General features: G+C 66.9%; 13 protein-coding genes and 1 tRNA gene. 11 read left to right on the top strand and 3 right to left on the bottom strand.

Annotated elements, in window-relative coordinates:
• Positions 1-100: 100 nt before the first annotated feature.
• Positions 101-628, bottom strand: a complete 528-nt coding sequence (locus AC1DYK_RS06255; RefSeq protein ID WP_478165472.1) for a thermonuclease family protein — start codon at positions 626-628, stop codon at positions 101-103.
• Between the two features lie 115 nt (positions 629-743).
• Here AC1DYK_RS06255 and AC1DYK_RS06260 point away from each other — a divergent pair.
• From AC1DYK_RS06260 to AC1DYK_RS06270, 3 genes are all read left to right on the top strand, one after another.
• Positions 744-819, top strand: a tRNA-OTHER gene (locus AC1DYK_RS06260).
• Between the two features lie 321 nt (positions 820-1,140).
• Entirely contained in the window at positions 1,141-1,659 is a 519-nt protein-coding gene (locus AC1DYK_RS06265) for a nuclear transport factor 2 family protein (protein ID WP_478165473.1), read from the top strand.
• 64 nt (positions 1,660-1,723) lie between these two features.
• Positions 1,724-2,101: a hypothetical protein gene (locus AC1DYK_RS06270; protein WP_478165474.1), complete on the top strand. Its 378-nt coding sequence runs from the start codon at positions 1,724-1,726 to the stop codon at positions 2,099-2,101.
• Positions 2,102-2,403: 302 nt separating this feature from the next.
• On the opposite strand, the gene AC1DYK_RS06275 is transcribed toward AC1DYK_RS06270, so the two are convergent.
• Entirely contained in the window at positions 2,404-2,634 is a 231-nt protein-coding gene (locus AC1DYK_RS06275) for a hypothetical protein (protein ID WP_478165475.1), read from the bottom strand.
• Between the two features lie 283 nt (positions 2,635-2,917).
• The gene (locus AC1DYK_RS06280) at positions 2,918-4,552 is read right to left on the bottom strand and encodes a TAXI family TRAP transporter solute-binding subunit (protein ID WP_478165476.1); all 1,635 of its coding nucleotides are present in this window, start codon (positions 4,550-4,552) and stop codon (positions 2,918-2,920) included.
• Here AC1DYK_RS06280 and AC1DYK_RS06285 point away from each other — a divergent pair.
• The 8 genes from AC1DYK_RS06285 (at position 4,551) to AC1DYK_RS06320 (ending at position 16,189) form a co-directional block, all read left to right on the top strand.
• The gene (locus AC1DYK_RS06285) at positions 4,551-5,618 is read left to right on the top strand and encodes an AI-2E family transporter (protein WP_478165477.1); all 1,068 of its coding nucleotides are present in this window, start codon (positions 4,551-4,553) and stop codon (positions 5,616-5,618) included. The genes AC1DYK_RS06280 and AC1DYK_RS06285 overlap by 2 nt on opposite strands.
• A gap of 13 nt (positions 5,619-5,631) precedes the next feature.
• Positions 5,632-7,188, top strand: coding sequence for an efflux transporter outer membrane subunit (locus tag AC1DYK_RS06290; RefSeq protein ID WP_478165478.1), 1,557 nt, complete (start codon positions 5,632-5,634; stop codon positions 7,186-7,188).
• Positions 7,185-8,300, top strand: coding sequence for an HlyD family secretion protein (locus AC1DYK_RS06295; protein ID WP_478165479.1), 1,116 nt, complete (start codon positions 7,185-7,187; stop codon positions 8,298-8,300). Before AC1DYK_RS06290 ends, AC1DYK_RS06295 begins: the two co-directional genes overlap by 4 nt.
• Before the next feature lie 10 nt (positions 8,301-8,310).
• Entirely contained in the window at positions 8,311-9,339 is a 1,029-nt protein-coding gene (locus AC1DYK_RS06300) for a DUF2955 domain-containing protein (RefSeq protein ID WP_478165480.1), read from the top strand.
• 16 nt (positions 9,340-9,355) lie between these two features.
• A complete protein-coding gene (locus AC1DYK_RS06305; protein WP_478165481.1) occupies positions 9,356-9,796 on the top strand; it encodes an ion channel in 441 nt (146 codons plus the stop codon).
• 100 nt (positions 9,797-9,896) lie between these two features.
• Entirely contained in the window at positions 9,897-10,229 is a 333-nt protein-coding gene (locus AC1DYK_RS06310; protein ID WP_478091510.1) for a hypothetical protein, read from the top strand.
• 326 nt (positions 10,230-10,555) lie between these two features.
• On the top strand, positions 10,556-15,814 hold the full coding sequence (locus AC1DYK_RS06315) for an amino acid adenylation domain-containing protein (protein ID WP_478165482.1): 5,259 nt from the start codon (positions 10,556-10,558) through the stop codon (positions 15,812-15,814).
• Positions 15,815-15,976: 162 nt separating this feature from the next.
• Complete coding sequence (locus tag AC1DYK_RS06320; protein ID WP_478165483.1) at positions 15,977-16,189, top strand: hypothetical protein; 213 nt, start codon at positions 15,977-15,979, stop codon at positions 16,187-16,189.
• The last annotated feature ends 7 nt before the right edge of the window (positions 16,190-16,196 follow it).

Consider the following 16,196-nt stretch of genomic DNA (forward strand, 5'->3'; position numbering starts at 1 on the left):
TTTTTGGGCATCTCGTCGGCGGCCCCATCTGGAGTCGATCCCCGAGGTTTCGCATGCGGTTTTCCACAGGTCTGTCCACGGGCCTCGGGGAGAACCCTGATCAGTCGCCGCGCTGGGCCTTTCGCCAGTCCCAAGGCGGTACCGGTTCGGCATCGCGCCAGAGCCCGACGTGCTTCGCCTTGGCCTCCGTTTCGGCGAACTCGTATTGGCCGCGCTCCTGGGCGGTCTGCTCGCGAGAGTAGTCCCTGTACCACCAGGCCATCCCGACCGTGACCATGGCGAGGCCGGCATCGAGCGTCCTGGGCCCGCGCGGCGCCGAGGCGGGCATCACCATCACCTTGCACACGCTGCGACCGTAGCGATCGGTCTTGATGCAGTCGAGGTCGACGTCCTTCATGTAGACCAGGTCGGACATGGCCTGCTTGGCGCGCTCGCCGAAGGGCTGGCGCCTTTCGGGGGTGTCGATCCCGTTCAGGCGAACCTTGATCTCCTCATAGCTGCCGGGCTGGCCGCAGCGGGCCTTGAGCGTGTCGCCGTCGGAAACGCCGACCACCAAGCAAGTGCGCGGTGCGGCGGAAACGGCGAGGGGGAGGGCGAATAGGAGGAGAAGTGTGAGGGAGCGAATCATCGAGGCGATTGTCCCTGGGGCGGCCTGACAAACGCGCCTCGCTCCGAGGGGGATGCGTGCGCGGGACGGCGATTTTTGGCCGCCTCGTGTGTCAAGGGTGGGCGCGAAAAAAGCTCGGCGTGACCAGTGGTTGGGCGAAAACTCCCCTCATGGGGTGCAAGGGGTCGAAGGTTCGAATCCTTTCACGCCGACAAAAAACGTAGTCAGATCAACGGGTTACGCTCACAAGGCGTGACCTGTTTCTCTTTGCGTTTGGCCAATTCGCGGGTCTTTGACAAACCCGACCGCGCCCGTTTGGGCGGCTTTTCAGTTTCTGGAACTCCGGCGCAGTTGGTGGACCTAATGGGCATGCACCCTTTCTCCAAGGTCGACCACCGACCTTTTGCCCTGACCGGAAACGGCCAGGGCTTTTTCGTTTCAGCGGTGTAGTTCGGAGTTGAGCTCCTTCGAGCTATTGACGTTTTCCGCTTCGGCGCTCATCGTGAACTCTTCCACTTCGGGCGGGGCACAACATGGACAAGCGACGCGTCCTCTTGATCGGTTTGGCCGTCGTGGGGACGGTGCTCGGGCAGGGCGCGGGCGCACAACCCAAGAAGGCCAAGGAGGCCGCCGGCACCGAGGCCGCACTGCGCGACTCGATCGCTCAGTTCGAGAAGGCCTGGAACCGGCACGACGTGAAAGCGTGGCTGGCGTTGATGACGGAGGACGTCTGGTTCACTCAAGCGCAGGACTATTACGAACGCATGAAGGGCAAGAAGGCGGTGCAGACCACCTTCGAATACGACGTGAAGAACACCGACCTCCAATGGGAGGCCAAGCGAGTGCGCATGATGCCCGATGGCACCGCCAGCGTAGAGTTGCGCCAGGTCGCCCTCATCCCTCCCAAGACCGATGGCAAGTACAAGCGTGAGGACGTGAGCGATCCGAGCTTCAGCCGCTGGCGCTTCGAGGGCGGCAAGTGGCGGCTGTTCTTCTTCACTTCGCACAAGGGCTGGGCGCTGGCCGAAATGAAGAAGGACGGACTGGAGTAGAAGGTGCCTCCTAACGCTCGGCGTGAGGTGGTTGGGCGAAAACTGCCCCCAAGCATGCTGATGCATGGAATTTGTTCTCTTCGGTGGCGATTGGTGCCATCATGAATTTCCAGCAATGGAAGTTCGCTTTTCCATGCTTTCCGCTTTCAACCAAGCGAAAAGGAGAATGCAAATGGTCGAATCGAGACACGGACTTTGGAGCGGGACGGGCGGGATGCTGGTGGCAGCCGGCCTCCTGATGCTATCGGGCGCTGCCCTGGCCACCGATCAGTCGCAGCAGCGCCAGCAAGGCAGGGACGTGAACCAGGGTGCCAAACAGGACGCGCGCTCGGGCAAGGTCGACTGCCGAGCCGAAAACCAGAAGAGCAACAGCCAGTGCAGGCAGGACAAGCGGGACACCAAGCAAGACGGTCGCCAGGACAAGCGGGACATCAAGTACTGACGGATCGCCGGTCGCCTCAAAGCGGCTGTGCGCGGACATCGATCTCGGACGCCGGCTGCCGGAGCGTCGTTGTGCGCGTCTTCGAGAACGCGGCCGCTCCGGTTGCAGGCGCATGGACAGCGCCCAGGACGAGCACCCTCAGGCCGCCGAGCCACACAGGCAAGTCCTCGAAGTGCACGGCCTGACCCGGCCCGGCGATGCCTACTTCTTGTCCAGAATCTGAGCGACCTGGTAGCGCCTCTGCCTACGGCGGAAGCGCTGGTCCGAGGCAACCGGGCCGATGGCGTTGGTGACGGCGGCTCTCAGGAGCACTGGCCGACGGCGCCAGTCGCAGCGGTTTCGGGGCCGCGGAAACTCACCATCGAACCGGGTCCACTGGCGGCTGGGCGTACGAGGGCGGCCGAGCCGTCGGGTGGCTGCTGGCCTGGAACGAAGACATCGAATGCCGTGTCGTTCGCATACACGTACTGCATGTAGACCGTCTGCCCGGCACTCGTCGCCCATTTCTGCGCGACGCATGTAGCGGCTGCCATGGGGGCGAGCTGGCTTTGGCCGACGGGACGAACGGCTGACGATGGTGGTGGTGGTGATGATGTTCGTTGGCTGGCGCACCCGGAGACTGCGATGACCAACGCGGCTATGGCAAGTTTCATGTTAGTGGCTCCATATCAGTTCGCACAAGACACCGACGAGTCCGTACGAGAAGACAATTCGCCACCTGACAGTGCAATAACGTCGACCTGACTGGTGACTCAAGCTCTGGCCCGTACGACTCGGCAGTTTAGACGCGAAATGCAAAAGTGAACACTAAAAGGTTCATGCATTCGTATCTGGCGACGGGCCTTCCTGGACAGACTCGGTGCGGGACTGAAGAACATGCCGCTCAGATTCAGTCTTGGCATTTGCAGGATCACCATCCGTGTTCGCGTCAACGCCTTGTGACTTGGCCATCACGGCCTGGCGAACCAAGCCGATGTGCTCGCGCAGCGTGTAGGCTTCGCTGGCATAGCTCAATGGGGCGCGGATCCGCGTGGCAGCCTGCTCGATGCGGCCCAGGTCGGCCAGCCATTGCTCGACGGGCAAGGCGCCGGTGCGTGTTCGGACATCGCGTTCGAGCAGTGCCAACTCTCCGCACCAGCGGTAGATGCGCGACCGTATGCGCCAGCGGAACAGTCGCGGCAGAAAGTTGGTCAAGGGAACGATCACGAACAGCACGGGCACCAGCAGCACGACCAGGCGTTCGAGATAGGCCGCGACGGTGAACGGCAGATAGCGGTGGAGTACGCTGGGACCGAAGCGGTGGTGGCGATTCGCATCGGTCGACACGGGCAGGTCCACCATCGCAGTGTTCGGAAATTCGTCGTCCGCCTCGAAATAGCCCTGGTTCCCGTGCAACTCGCGCCCGGCTTCGAGCAACAGGTTGACGATCGCCGGCGACAAGCCGTCGCGCGAGACCAGCATCGCCTTGGTGCCGATCAGCTTCACCTCCTGCTCCGGAATGTGCCGCGCGAGATCGATCGTTCCCGGTGGCAAGGTCAGCTTCGTGATGTAGGGGAAGTTGCGCGGATAGGCTTCTGCGCGGGCCAGGCTCATCAGCTTCAAGTCCGGGTCGTGCAAGGCCTGCCAGATCGCCGGAAACTGCGCGGGCCCGATCAGGAATGCGGCGTCGACCTGTCCCGCCTGCAACGCGCGCAGGGCCTCCAGATTGACCAGGGGCACCAGATCGGAGTTGAAGCGGGTGATGTCGTTCGCCGCGAGCAAGGGCTCCATGAACGCGCGCACGCCGCTGCCCAATGAGCCCACTGCGAGCCGCTTGTGGCGAAGTTCATCGAGGTTCTGGTGTACGACGCTGTCACGATGGAAGACCCACAGCGGTTCGTAGTACAGGGCGGCAAGCATGACCAGCGTCCCGCGGTCGGCCGGGCGCACCACGCCGCCATGCACGAAGGCCACGTCCACGCCGGAGTTGGGATCCTGCAGCAAGCGCTCGTTCTCGTCCGCGCCGCCCGTGATGCGTTCCTCGACCATCACGCCGTCGCGTGCCAGGATTTCCTTGTAGCGCTGCGCGTACTGGTGGTACATGCCGTCTCGCAGGCCGGACGCGAGAACGATGTGGCGCGGAATCGCGCTTTGCAACAGCCAGGCGCCAAGAAAGGCGAAGGCAATGCTTGCCACCGCGACCAACGTCCAGCGCACATGTTCGTGTCGCGCGCCTACAGGCAAATCACCGAGTTGCATACGGAGTCGAGTTTCCCGGGGCCAGCATCCTGCCACATCCGCACGAGTGCCGAGGAATCTAAACGTGCTGAGTGCCGCGCGCTTGAGAATTGTCAAGTCGCAGAGAAAGCGCCGCAGGACAATGGCTCTGTCGTCTACTTTCGAAGGCCGACCCATGGCAACGCTCTCCCAGCCCGATCTCGTACGCGAAACACGGATGTCCAGGAAGCTCATGGATGTGCTCATCCGGGCCGGTCTGGTACTGGCCCTGACCCTGCTGTGTTACCGGATCTTCTCGCCCTTCATCTCCATGATGGCCTGGGCACTGATCCTGGCGGTGACGATGTACCCGGGCCATCAGGCGCTGGCCAGCAGGCTGGGTGGAAAACAGGGGTTGGCGGCCACGTTGCTGGTGCTGGGCGGCATCACGCTGATCGTGGGGCCCACGGCCGTGGTGCTGGGCTCGTTGGGCGATTCGGTCCACGAGACCGTCGTCAGCGTGCGCGACAACGAGTTGAAGATTCCTCCCCCGCCGCCCGGCGTGGCGGAGTGGCCCGTCGTTGGCAAGCAAGTGAGCAGCTTCTGGTCGCTGGCCAACAAGGACTTGCCATCGGTGGTCAAGAGGCTGCAGCCGCAACTCGGGGAACTGGCCACCAAGGCGCTGGAGATGGTGGCCAGCATGGCGGGGTCGGTGCTGCTTTTCGTGTTCTCCTTCATCATCGCAGGCATCATCATGGCCTTCGGACAGTCGGGCAGCGAAGCCGCGAAGTCGATCCTCGGACGCATCGCGGGCACCCGGCGGGGCGTGGAGTTCGCCGAACTGGCGACCCAGACCATTCGCGCGGTGGCCCTGGGCGTGGTCGGCGTGGCCTTCATTCAGGCCATGGTCGTGGGCATCTTTCTGATCATTGCCGGTATTCCCTTTGCCGGCGTGCTGGCGATCATCGTGCTGATCCTGGGCATTGCGCAGGTGCCCGCGCTCCTGGTCACCGTGCCGGTCATCGCCTACATCTGGCTGAGCGGGGCGTACGAAACCGTGCCGGCCGTGATCCATAGCGTGCTTCTGCTGGTCGCCGGCATGCTCGACAACGTCCTGAAGCCGCTCTTGCTGGGCCGGGGGGTGGATGCCCCCATGCCGGTGGTCCTGATCGGTGCGTTGGGCGGCCTGGCAGGCGCCGGGATCCTGGGCATGTTCGTGGGCGCCACCGCGCTGAGCCTGGGCTATCAGATCCTCATGCGGTGGGTGGCGACCGATCCGGATGTCGTCGAGATCGAGAGCGAATTGCCGACCGTATCCTGAACCGATGCGCACGATGCCTTCGAAGGGATCGAGGGTGCGAGTGATGGCCTTGGCCGGCGCGGCCGCGATGCTCGGGGGCTGCACCACGGTGGGCCCCGATTTCGAACGGCCACGGGTGCCCTGGCTGTCCGGTTGGTCGGGCGGTTCGCTCGAGGCCCTCGCCGCCGATCCGCGGCGCCCGCGCAATGGCTTGCTGCAGGCGTGGTGGCGCAACTTCGACGACCCTGTGCTCGACCAGCTCGTCGCCGAGGCGCAGCGCGTCAATCCCAGCGTGCGGATCGCCGGCATGCGCATCATGGAGGCACGGGCCCAGCTCGGCATTGCCGACAGCACGCGCTATCCGCAGGTGCAGCAGGCGACCGGCGAGGTGCTCGGCGTGGGCGAGCAGCGTTCAGGCGGGCGCGACACCAGTGCCGTGACTGCCAATGCCGCGCTGAGGGTGAGCTGGGAGCTCGACTTCTGGGGCAAGTTCAGGCGCAGCATCGAGTCGGCGGACGCCGCCTATCTCGCCAGCATCGCCCAATACGACGACATGCAGGTGCTGATGGCGGCCCAGGTCGCCGGCCTGTACAGCTCGATCCGCACGGTGGAACTGCGGCTGCGGATCTCGCGCGAGAACGCCGAGCTGCAAAGGCGCAGCCTGCAGATCACGGAGCTGCATTTCAAGAGCGGCAACGAGTCCGAGTTGGACGTCCAGCAGGCCAAGGCCCAGTACCTGGGCACCCTCTCGACCGTGCCCCAGCTGGAGATCGTCCTGCGCCAGACCCAGAACGCATTGAGCATCCTGCTGGCCCGCCCCCCGGGCCCCTTGCCCGAGATGGACGAGGGGAAGGGTCGGATCCCGCAGGCCGGCCTGGACGTCATCGTCGACCTGCCGGCCGAACTGCTGCGACGCCGTCCGGATGTGCGGGCGGCGGAAATGCAGCTGGCGGCGCAGTCCGCCCTGATCGGCGTGAGCGTGGCGGACCTCTATCCCTCCATCTCGCTGCTGGGCTCGTTGGGCCTGTCGGCCACGTCGGTCTCGGGATCGTCACAGGTCTTGAGCGGGGCCATCGGACCCAGCCTGGTGTGGAACGTGTTCGACCATGGACGGCTGACCAACACCGTGCTGCTGCAGGACGCGAGGTTCCAGCAGTTCTATGAGCAGTACCAGGACACGGTGCTGCGGGCCGCCCGCGAGATCGATGATGCGTCGGTCGGCTTTGCCAAGACCGGCGAGCAGATCGTGCTGCTGGCCGACGCGGTGAAGGCCGCGCAGCGTTCGCTGGAAATCGCCGACAGGCAGTACAACGAAGGCTTGATCGACTTCCAGCGCGTGCTCGACTCGCAGCGGACGCTCTTCAGCGAGCAGGACCAGCTGGTCGCCAGCCGCGGCAGCCTGTCGCAGAGCCTGATTGCCATCTACAAGGCCATGGGTGGCGGTTGGGAGGCGGCCCGCAGCCGGCCGGTGCTCGACGCTGCGACGCAGGAGACCATGGGCCGGCGCAGCGACTGGAAGGGGCTGCTGGCAGCCCCGCTACCGCCGCCCGGAGCCGATGAGCTGCCCACTCCGGAGGGGACAAGACCATGAGCGAAGCCGCCACGCAGCCCACGCAGCCGCCGCCGGAGACCGGCAAGGGCGCCCGCATCGGCGCGATCGTCGTGCTGGTGCTCATCGTCGCCAGCCTGGCCTGGTACTTCGTGTCGGATCGCCTGACGCCCTATACATCGCAGGCCCGGGTGCAGGCCTTCGTGGTGCCGGTGGCGGCGGAGGTGTCGGGCCGGGTGCTGAAGGTGCACGTCAAGAACAACGACAGCGTGCAGCACGGACAGCAGCTCTTCGCGATCGACCCCGAGCAATACCGGATCGCACTGCAACGCAGCCGTTCCGACTACGAGTCGGTTCGGCGCTCGGTCAATGCGTCGGTGGCTTCGGTGGACGCAGCCCAGGCCTCGCTGCGGGCGGCCGCGGCCAACTATGTCTATGCCCAGCAGGATGCCACGCGACTGGAGCAGATCTTCGCGGAAGACCCTGGTGCGATTTCCATCCGCCGAGTCCAGAGCGCGCAGGCCAGCCGGGTCAAGGCACTCAGCCAGGAGCAGGCCGCCAGGGTGGACCTGATCCGCGCCCGGGAAGCCGCCGGCGACGGCGGCGACAAGAACGCGCAACTGATCAGTGCCCGCTCGGCCGTCGAAAAGGCCGAGCTGGACATGCAGCGCACGGAGGTGATCGCACCTGCCGACGGCCTCGTGACCGACCTGCGCACCGACGTCGGCCAGTTCGTGCAGGCCGGCGCGCCGCTCATGACGCTGGTCACCATGCATGACCTCTGGATCAGCGCCGACATGACCGAGAACAATCTTGGCAACATCGAGCCCGGCGACGCGGTGGCGATCGTGCTCGATGTCATGCCGGGCAAGGTCCTGAAGGGCCGGGTGCGCAGCGTCGGCAGCGGGGTCGCCAGCGGGCAGCCGGCGCAGCCCGGGACGCTGCCGACGATCGACAACAGCCGCGATTGGCTGCGGCAGGCGCAGCGTTTTCCGGTGGCGATCGAATTCGATCCGTCCGAGCGTGAGCAGCTGCGCGCCGCGCGGGTCGGGGGACAGGCCGAGGTGCTGGTCTACACCGGCGATCATGGACTGATGAACTGGCTGGGAACGGCCTTCATCCACATGATGAGCATGCTGTCCTATGTCTACTAGGCGGCGCCGCATGGGCCGGGCCGACAAGGCCGTGCTGCGGCTGGCCATCGGCCTGGGTCTCGCGGTGCTGGTCGCCTACGGTCTGGCGCTGAAGGCGCCCTACGCGGTCTGCGTGGTGGCCGTTCTGATCCTGTGCAAGCCCGGTCCGCCGATCCCGCTCTTCAAGGGGATCGCCTTCGCCCTCGTCGTGGCCGCCCTGATGGTGGCCGGTGTGCTGGTGGTCCCGGTGCTCGAGAACTACGCGCTGGCCGGCGTGCTGCTGACAGGGGCGTTGCTCTACACGGTGTTCTATTCAGGCGTGCGCAAGGCCAATCCGCTGACGACGATCGTGGTGATGGCCATCACCTTGATTCCGGTCATCGGGGTGGTGGAGCAGGCCCTCGCATTCCAGATCGGCGTGACCCTCGCGGTGGGGCTTTGCATCGGCGTGCTGGTCAGCGGCGCTTCGCACGCTCTCTTCCCCGATCTCCCCGTGCCGGCCGGCGAAAGGGCTGCACCGCAGGTCCCCACCCGGGAGTCGGCGAGCTGGACCGCCTTGCGCGCCGTCGTGGTCGTCATGCCGGTCTTCGTGCTGGCGCTGACCAACCCCTCCTTCTACGTCGCAGCGATCATGAAGTCGGTGGCGCTGGGGCAGCAGGCCGGCGCCACGAACGCCCGGTCCGCCGGACAGGAGCTCGTGGGATCCACGCTCATGGGCGCAGCGATCGCCGGATGCCTCTGGTTCGGCCTTTCGCTGCGCCCCAACCTGTGGATGCTGATGCTGTGGATGGCCGCGGCCGCGCTGTGGGCCGGGGTGCGGCTGTTCCGGGTCCGGCCCAGTGCCTTGCCGCCATCCTTCTGGCTCCAGTCCCTGGTGACCATGCTGCTCCTGCTGGGGCCGGCCATCGAGGACAGCGCCGGCGGCAAGGATGTGCTCAAGGCATCGGCCATGCGCGTCGCCTTGTTCGTTGCCGTGGCGCTCTATGCCTGGGCGACGGTGTGGGCGCTGGAACACTGGCGAGCCGCCAGATCCGACGCGCTGTTCTTCAGACCAGGCTGAACGGAGGATTCACACCATGCTGATCAATCTGGCGATCGGGCTGCCGACCATCCTGCTGTGCCTGGTGCTGCAGGCGACTTTCACGTTCTGGAGCGTTCGCTACTACTCCCACCAATCGCACCGCGAGGCCATCATCGCAGGGCCCTTCGTTCAGATTCGCTCGCTCCTGGTCGTGATGATCGTGCTGATCCTGGGCAACTTCCTCCAGATCATGATCTGGGGATCGCTGTTCATGCTGCTGGGCGAGTTCAGCGAGTTGTACGAGGCGGTGTACCACTCTGCAGTGAACTTCAGTTCGCTGGGCTACGGTGATGTGGTGATGACCAAGCCCTGGAAACTGCTGGGCCCGCTCGAGGCAGCGAACGGGGTGTTGATGTTCGGCCTGACCGGTGCCGCGTTGATGGCGATCCTGCAACAGATGATCAAGGCTCAGGCCGAGAAGGGCGGGGCGCAGTAGTTGGCCAACCGATGGAGGCGACAGCATGAAGAGCTTCACGATGGATGACGGAAAGCAGGTCGGCGGACGCGGCACGCAGCGGCGTGGGGCCGTCCGCCTGATGCGCCTGGCGCGGGCGGCGAGTTGCGCCGCCGTGTTGGCCGTCTCGGGCTGCGCGTACTACGGCTATCCCGTTGCGACGTCGGCCCCGGCGAGCTTCGACCGCTCCTTCGGCGCGGCGGCCGGTGCCATGCGCGACCAGGGCCTGGCCATCAGCGTCGAGGACCGCAGCAGCGGCACCATCGTCGGGCGCATCGGTGGGGGCACTGTGACCGCCAGCGTGCGCCAACAGGCGGATGGCAGCGTGCGCGTGCAGTTCGACGCCACCGGTTCGCGCGATCCGGCGCTGATCGATCGCGTTTCGCGTAGCTACGACAGTCGGATGGGGCGCTGACGGTCAATCCGCCCGGCCTTCGGTCGAGGCCCGGCGCGCCAGCACCCGGGCAATCAAACTCGAATGCCGAGCACGATTGATATCTGTCAATCTGGGGAGACCGGCCTGGGTACATGCTGAGCAGCAGTCTCAACCAACCAAGGAGGGCCGGGCCGACGCGATCGTGCACAGACGGCATCCCTCACGGCCCGCACGCCAACTTCTTCACGAATACCGGCGGGAGGGTGGCACGCCACGGACCGAAAGGGTGACGGCGCGCCTCGGTGCAACATAATGAAACACTTTTGTTTTAATTTGCGCAGCACTCCCAGGGGCCAGTCCATCACATGTTTCATTCGTTTTCGTACGATGCAGCCCCGCCCGTCGCCATCGCCGGCATGCCGCCGGACACGCTCGCGTCGCTGTTCGAGGCTCAGTGCGAAGCGAATTCGAGCAAGCTGGCCTACGGATTTCTCAAGGATGACCTGAGCCTCGCGCAGGAGAGCAGCTACGGCCAGCTCCTCGCCGACGTGCGCAGCACCGCCGCCTGGCTGTCGACACAGACCCGGGCGGGCGATCGCGTGCTGCTCGCCTTGCCGCCCGGACTGGACTTCGTGCGCGTGTTCTGGGCCTGCATGGTCGCCGGCCGGGTGGCCGTGCCGGTTCCTGCTCCCGATCCGGTTCGGCTGCACCATGCGGCGCCGCGCCTGCGCAGCCTGATTGCCGATTCGCGCGCGGCGCTGGTGCTGACCAGCGCATCGCTGCTCGATGCCGCGGCCGCCACGCTGGACCCAGCCACCTTCGCGATGGCGCGCTGGATGGCGCTTCCCGATCCGGCGACGCTGGTCGGCGCCGAGGAACAAGCCTTCGCGCCGCCGGAGATCGAGCCCGGCAGCCTCGCCTACCTGCAGTACACCTCGGGCTCGACCTCGTCGCCGCGCGGCGTGCGGCTCACGCATGCCAATGTGATCGCCAACGTCCGAGCGGTGACTGCGGCAAGCAATGGGGACCACACCAGCCGGTCGCTCTGCTGGCTGCCGCACTTCCACGACTACGGACTGGTGTTCGGCATTCTGGCGCCGGTGATCGCGGGCGCGACCGGCTACCTGATGTCGCCCGTGGCATTTCTGCGCCGGCCGCTGCGCTGGCTGGAGGCCGTGGCGACACACCGCATCACGCACAGCGGCGCCCCGGAATCGGCCTTTGCCGCCTGCCTGGAGGCACTGGGCGACAAGGCACTCGGCGTGCGCCTCGACAGCCTGGTATCGCTGACCTGCGGCGCCGAGCCGATTCGCGCCGCGACGGTCGAGCGCGTGCTGGCGGTCTTCGGCGCCGCCGGCCTGCGTCCGAATGCCTTCGCGCCGTCCTACGGGCTGGCCGAGGCCGTGCTGGGCGTGAGCTCGTCGAGGCTCGACGCACCGCCTCGCATCGTGTCGGCGGATGCGACCGCACTGCTGGACCATCGCTTCGAAGCCGCCACGGACACCTCGCACGAGGCGCGCCGGCTGGTGGGCTGCGGACGAGCCATGCCGGACACCGAGATTCTGATCGTCGATGCGGCGCGCCCCTGTCTCGACGGCAAGGTCGGCGAGATATGGGTGCGTTCGCCCGGCATCGGCGAGGGCTACTGGATGCAGCCCGAGGCCAGCGAGGCTGTCTTCGGCGGCTACCTGGCCAACGGCGAAGGGCCGTATCTGCGCACCGGCGACCTGGGCTTCCTCGACCGGGGCGAGCTGTTCGTCACCGGACGCCTGAAAGACCTGGTCATCGTCCACGGCGAGAACCACTATCCGCAGGACCTGGAATGGAGCGCGGAGCGCGCCCATCCCGCCCTGCGCGTGGGCCACTGCGCTGCCTTCCCGGTCGATACGGCAAGCGGAGAAGCGGTGGTCCTGGCACTTGAACTCGAACGGCGCGCGGCCACCACCGACGCCGACGCCGACGGTGTCTTCCGAGCGGTGCGCCGCGCGATTGCGGTGGAACACGGGCTGCCGGTGCACGCCGTGGCGCTGGTGCGCGCCGGCGCCTTGCCGCGCACCTCGAGCGGCAAGATCCAGCGGCACCGCTGCCGCGAAGCCTTCCTTGCGAACGAGCTGGCGCTGGTGGTACCGCTCGACACCGGCGGCGGCGAGGTGATGGCCCCTGGCAACGATGCGCAGGCCGGGCCCGAGGCGCGGCCCGGTACCGTGATTCCGCGCGACGAGCGCGAGCAGGCCATCTGGGAGATCTGGCGCGAGGTGCTCGGCACACGCGCCTTCGGCGTGCACGAGAGCTTCTTCGAACTTGGCGGCAACTCGTTGCGGATGACGCAAGTGCGCTCTCGCATCCAGGCGCGCTTCGATGTGGCACTGCCGCTCGCCGAACTGTTCGAGCACGCGAACGTCGCCGCGATGGCGGCGCAGGTGCAACGGCAGGGCGCATCGAGCGGAGGGGCCGCTGCCTCGCACGAGGGTGGCATGGAGCGCGTGGCGCGCGACAAGCCGCTGCCGGCCTCGCTGTCGCAGCGCCGCATGTGGGTGATCCAGAACTTCGACCCGGCGTCGACGGCCTATAGCGTGCCGATCGCGCTGCGGCTGCGCGGCACGCTCGACCCGGCCCTGTGCCAACAGGCGCTCGACCTCATGATCGAGCGGCACGAAGGCTTGCGCACGGCTTTCGTGATGGGGCAGGACGAGCCCATGCAATGGATCGTGCCGAGGCTCTCGGTGCCGATCGACTTTGTCGACCTGAGCCATTTGCCCGGCCGCGAGCGCAACGAGCAGGCGCGCGCGCTGCTGGCGCATCGCCTTGCGCAACCCTTCGATATCTCGCAGGCGCCACTGCACCGGCCGACTCTCATCCGGCTTGGCGAGCGCGAGCACGTGCTCTTCTGGATGCTGCACCACGCCATCATCGACAACTGGGCCGGCGCGCTGCTCATGCGCGAGACGCTGGCGGCGTACGGCGCCCTGGCGGCCGGACGCAAGCCGGAATCGACGCCCCCCGCGATCGACTATGCCGACTACGCCTCCTGGCAGCGCCGGCCCGAATCGGTCGAGGCGCGGCGCCCGCATCTGGCGTACTGGCTCGAACGCCTGCGCGGGATGTCTGAACTCGAGTTGCCTTGCGATTTCCCGCGTCCGCTCAAGGCCAGCTTCAAGGGCGCGCGCGTCTCGGCCGACCTGCCGCTGCGGCTGCGCGAAGCCATGCGCGAATTCGGTGGCCGCGAGGCCGTCACGCCCTTCGTGATCTACCTGTCGGCCTTCGCGCTGATGCTGTCGCGGCAAGCCCGCAGCGATGACGTCGCCATTGGCGTGCCGATCGCGAACCGGCATCGCGCCGCCGCGGAGCGGTTGGTCGGCACCCTGGTCAACACGCTGGTGATGCGCACCGACCTCGCGGGTGACCCCAGTTTCACGCAGCTCGTGCACCGCGTGCGCCGGAATGCCCTCGAGGCCTATGCGCACCAGGAGGCGCCCTTCGACGAACTCATCGACGCGCTGGGACACGACCGCACGCTGCGTCCCGAGGGCCCGGTGCGCGTGCTCTTCAACGTGCTGAACGCGCCGGTCGGCAAGCCGGAGCTGTTCGGCCTGGAGGTCGACGAATTCGATTTCGAGCGCACGGCCGCGCAGTTCGACTTGTCGATGCACATCGATACCGAGTTCTCGCAGCGCATCCACCTCGAGTACGCGACCGATCTCTACGGCGCGGCGAGTGCTGCGCGCATGCTCGAGAACTACCTGGCGCTGGTCGAGCGGCTGCTCGCGCAGCCCGAGCGCCACTTGTCGGAGCACGGGATGCTGTCGCCGGCGCAGATGCGCCTCTTGCGCCACGACTGGAACGGCACCGGGACGCCGCTGCCCGCGCAGCAACTGGTGCACCGCTACCTGGAGCCGGGCGCGTCCGAGATCCGAACGCGCGTGGCCGTCATCGACGCCGAAAGTGAAGAAGCGCTCAGCTTCGGCGATATTGAAGTCCGTTCCAACATGCTGGCGCGGGTGCTGCGCGCGCGCGGCATTGCGCGCGGCCAGCGCGTCGGCCTGTGCATCGAGCGCAGCCCCGCGATGCTCATCGCGCAGTTGGCGGTGATGAAGGCCGGTGCGGCCTACGTACCGCTCGACCCGGACTATCCGGTGGAGCGGCTGCGCTTCATGGCGGCCGATGCGCAGCTGTCCGCCGTGCTCACGCAACGCAGCGCAATGGCCATCCTCGACGGGCTGGACCTGCCGATGCTGCGGGTGGACGACGAGCATTTGACCGCCGGCAGCCCGGGCGACCCGCTCGAGCCGCGGCCGGCGCTCGATGCCACGCCGGCCGACGAGGCCTACATGATCTACACCTCGGGGTCCACCGGCCAGCCCAAGGGCGTGCGCGTGCCGCACCGCAGCGTGGTCAATTTCCTGGCCGGCATGGCGAAGCTGCCGGGACTGGCATCGCAGGACTGCGTGCTCGCGATCACCAGCCCGTCCTTCGACCCTTCGGTGCTCGACCTGCTGCTGCCGCTGGTCGTGCGGGCAAAGGTGGTCATCGCCTCGCAGCGGCAAGTGCACAAGCCGGCCGCGCTGCGCGCGCTGCTCGAGCGGCACGGCGTGACGCTGCTGCAGGCCACGCCTTCGGCGTGGCGCGCGTTGATCGAAACCGGCTGGAGCGGGGCGCCCGGCTTTCGCGCGCTGGTCGGCGGCGAGTCGCTGCCGCCGAACCTGGCGGAGCGGTTGATGGAACGCTGCGCCGAACTCTGGAACATCTACGGCCCCACCGAGACCACCGTCTGGACCACGGCCTGGAAGGTCGAATCGCCGCGCACCGGCATCGCCATCGGGCGGCCGATCGACAACACCGCGGTCTGGGTGCTCGACGCGCACGGCCATGTGTGCCCGATCGGCGTGCCGGGCGAGCTCTACGTCGGCGGCGCCGGCGTCGCCCTCGGCTACTTCCGCCGTGACGCCCTGACGGCCGAGCGCTTCCTGCCCGATCCGTTCAGCGACGATCCAGGAGCGCGGCTCTACCGCACCGGCGACCTCGGCCGCTGGCGCCACGACGGGCAGCTCGAGCACCTGGGTCGCACCGATCACCAGGTCAAGCTGCGCGGCCACCGCATCGAGATGGGCGAGATCGAGTCGGCGCTGCTCGACCATCCCGAGGTGCTTCATTGCGTGGCCGTGACGCGAGCCGAAAGCGAAGACGACGTGCGACTGGTGGCCTACTGCGTGGCACGCGGCGGCGTGTCGCCGACGCCCCTGACGCTGCGCGAGCACCTGCGCAATCGCCTGCCCCAGTACATGATTCCGCAGCATTTCGTGGCGCTCGATGCAATGCCGATGCTGCCGAACGGCAAGGTCGACCGCGCTTCGCTGCCGGCCCCCGTCATCGAAATCGTGCTGGCCGATGGCCGCAGCTTCGTGGCGCCGGCAACCCACGGCGAGCGGGTCGTCGCCGGCATCTGGTCGGCGCTGCTCGGCGTCGAGCAGATCGGCCGCGCCGACAACTTCTTCGATCTCGGCGGGCACTCGCTCCTGGCCATGCGGGCCGTGGCGGCCATCGAGGCGGACTTGGGGCGGAAAGTCGTTCCGCGCCGGCTCATCTACGAGAACCTGCAGCAGATCGCTGGCGAGGAGAACCTGTAGAGTCGCTCTGCCTGAAATCGGTGCGGACGTCAACCCGCCTCACACCGTTGCCGATGACTATCGAGTACTAAATTCTGCATAGAACTGGTATCAGACGGTAATCTTCGGTAAAGTCCGGCCATGCACCTCCTGCGACAAGTAGGGAGGGACTCCCGAGGCGGTATGCCGTTCTCCCGCTCGCCCGTCGTGCATGAATCTGCCTGCGCGTCGGCTCGCGATCTGCGTGAACAGGCCGGCGCCGCTGTGGCTGCTCCCGATGCCCTCCAAACCGATCCGCGCGATCTCGTCGCGCGGGCGTATGCGTTGCTCGCGCAGGAGACCGAGGTCTGGCAAGAGCGACAGCGGGCCGACCTGTTGCCGGGGAGCGGACGTTGAACTGCCC

The organism is Variovorax sp. P2_H12, assembly GCF_056403395.1.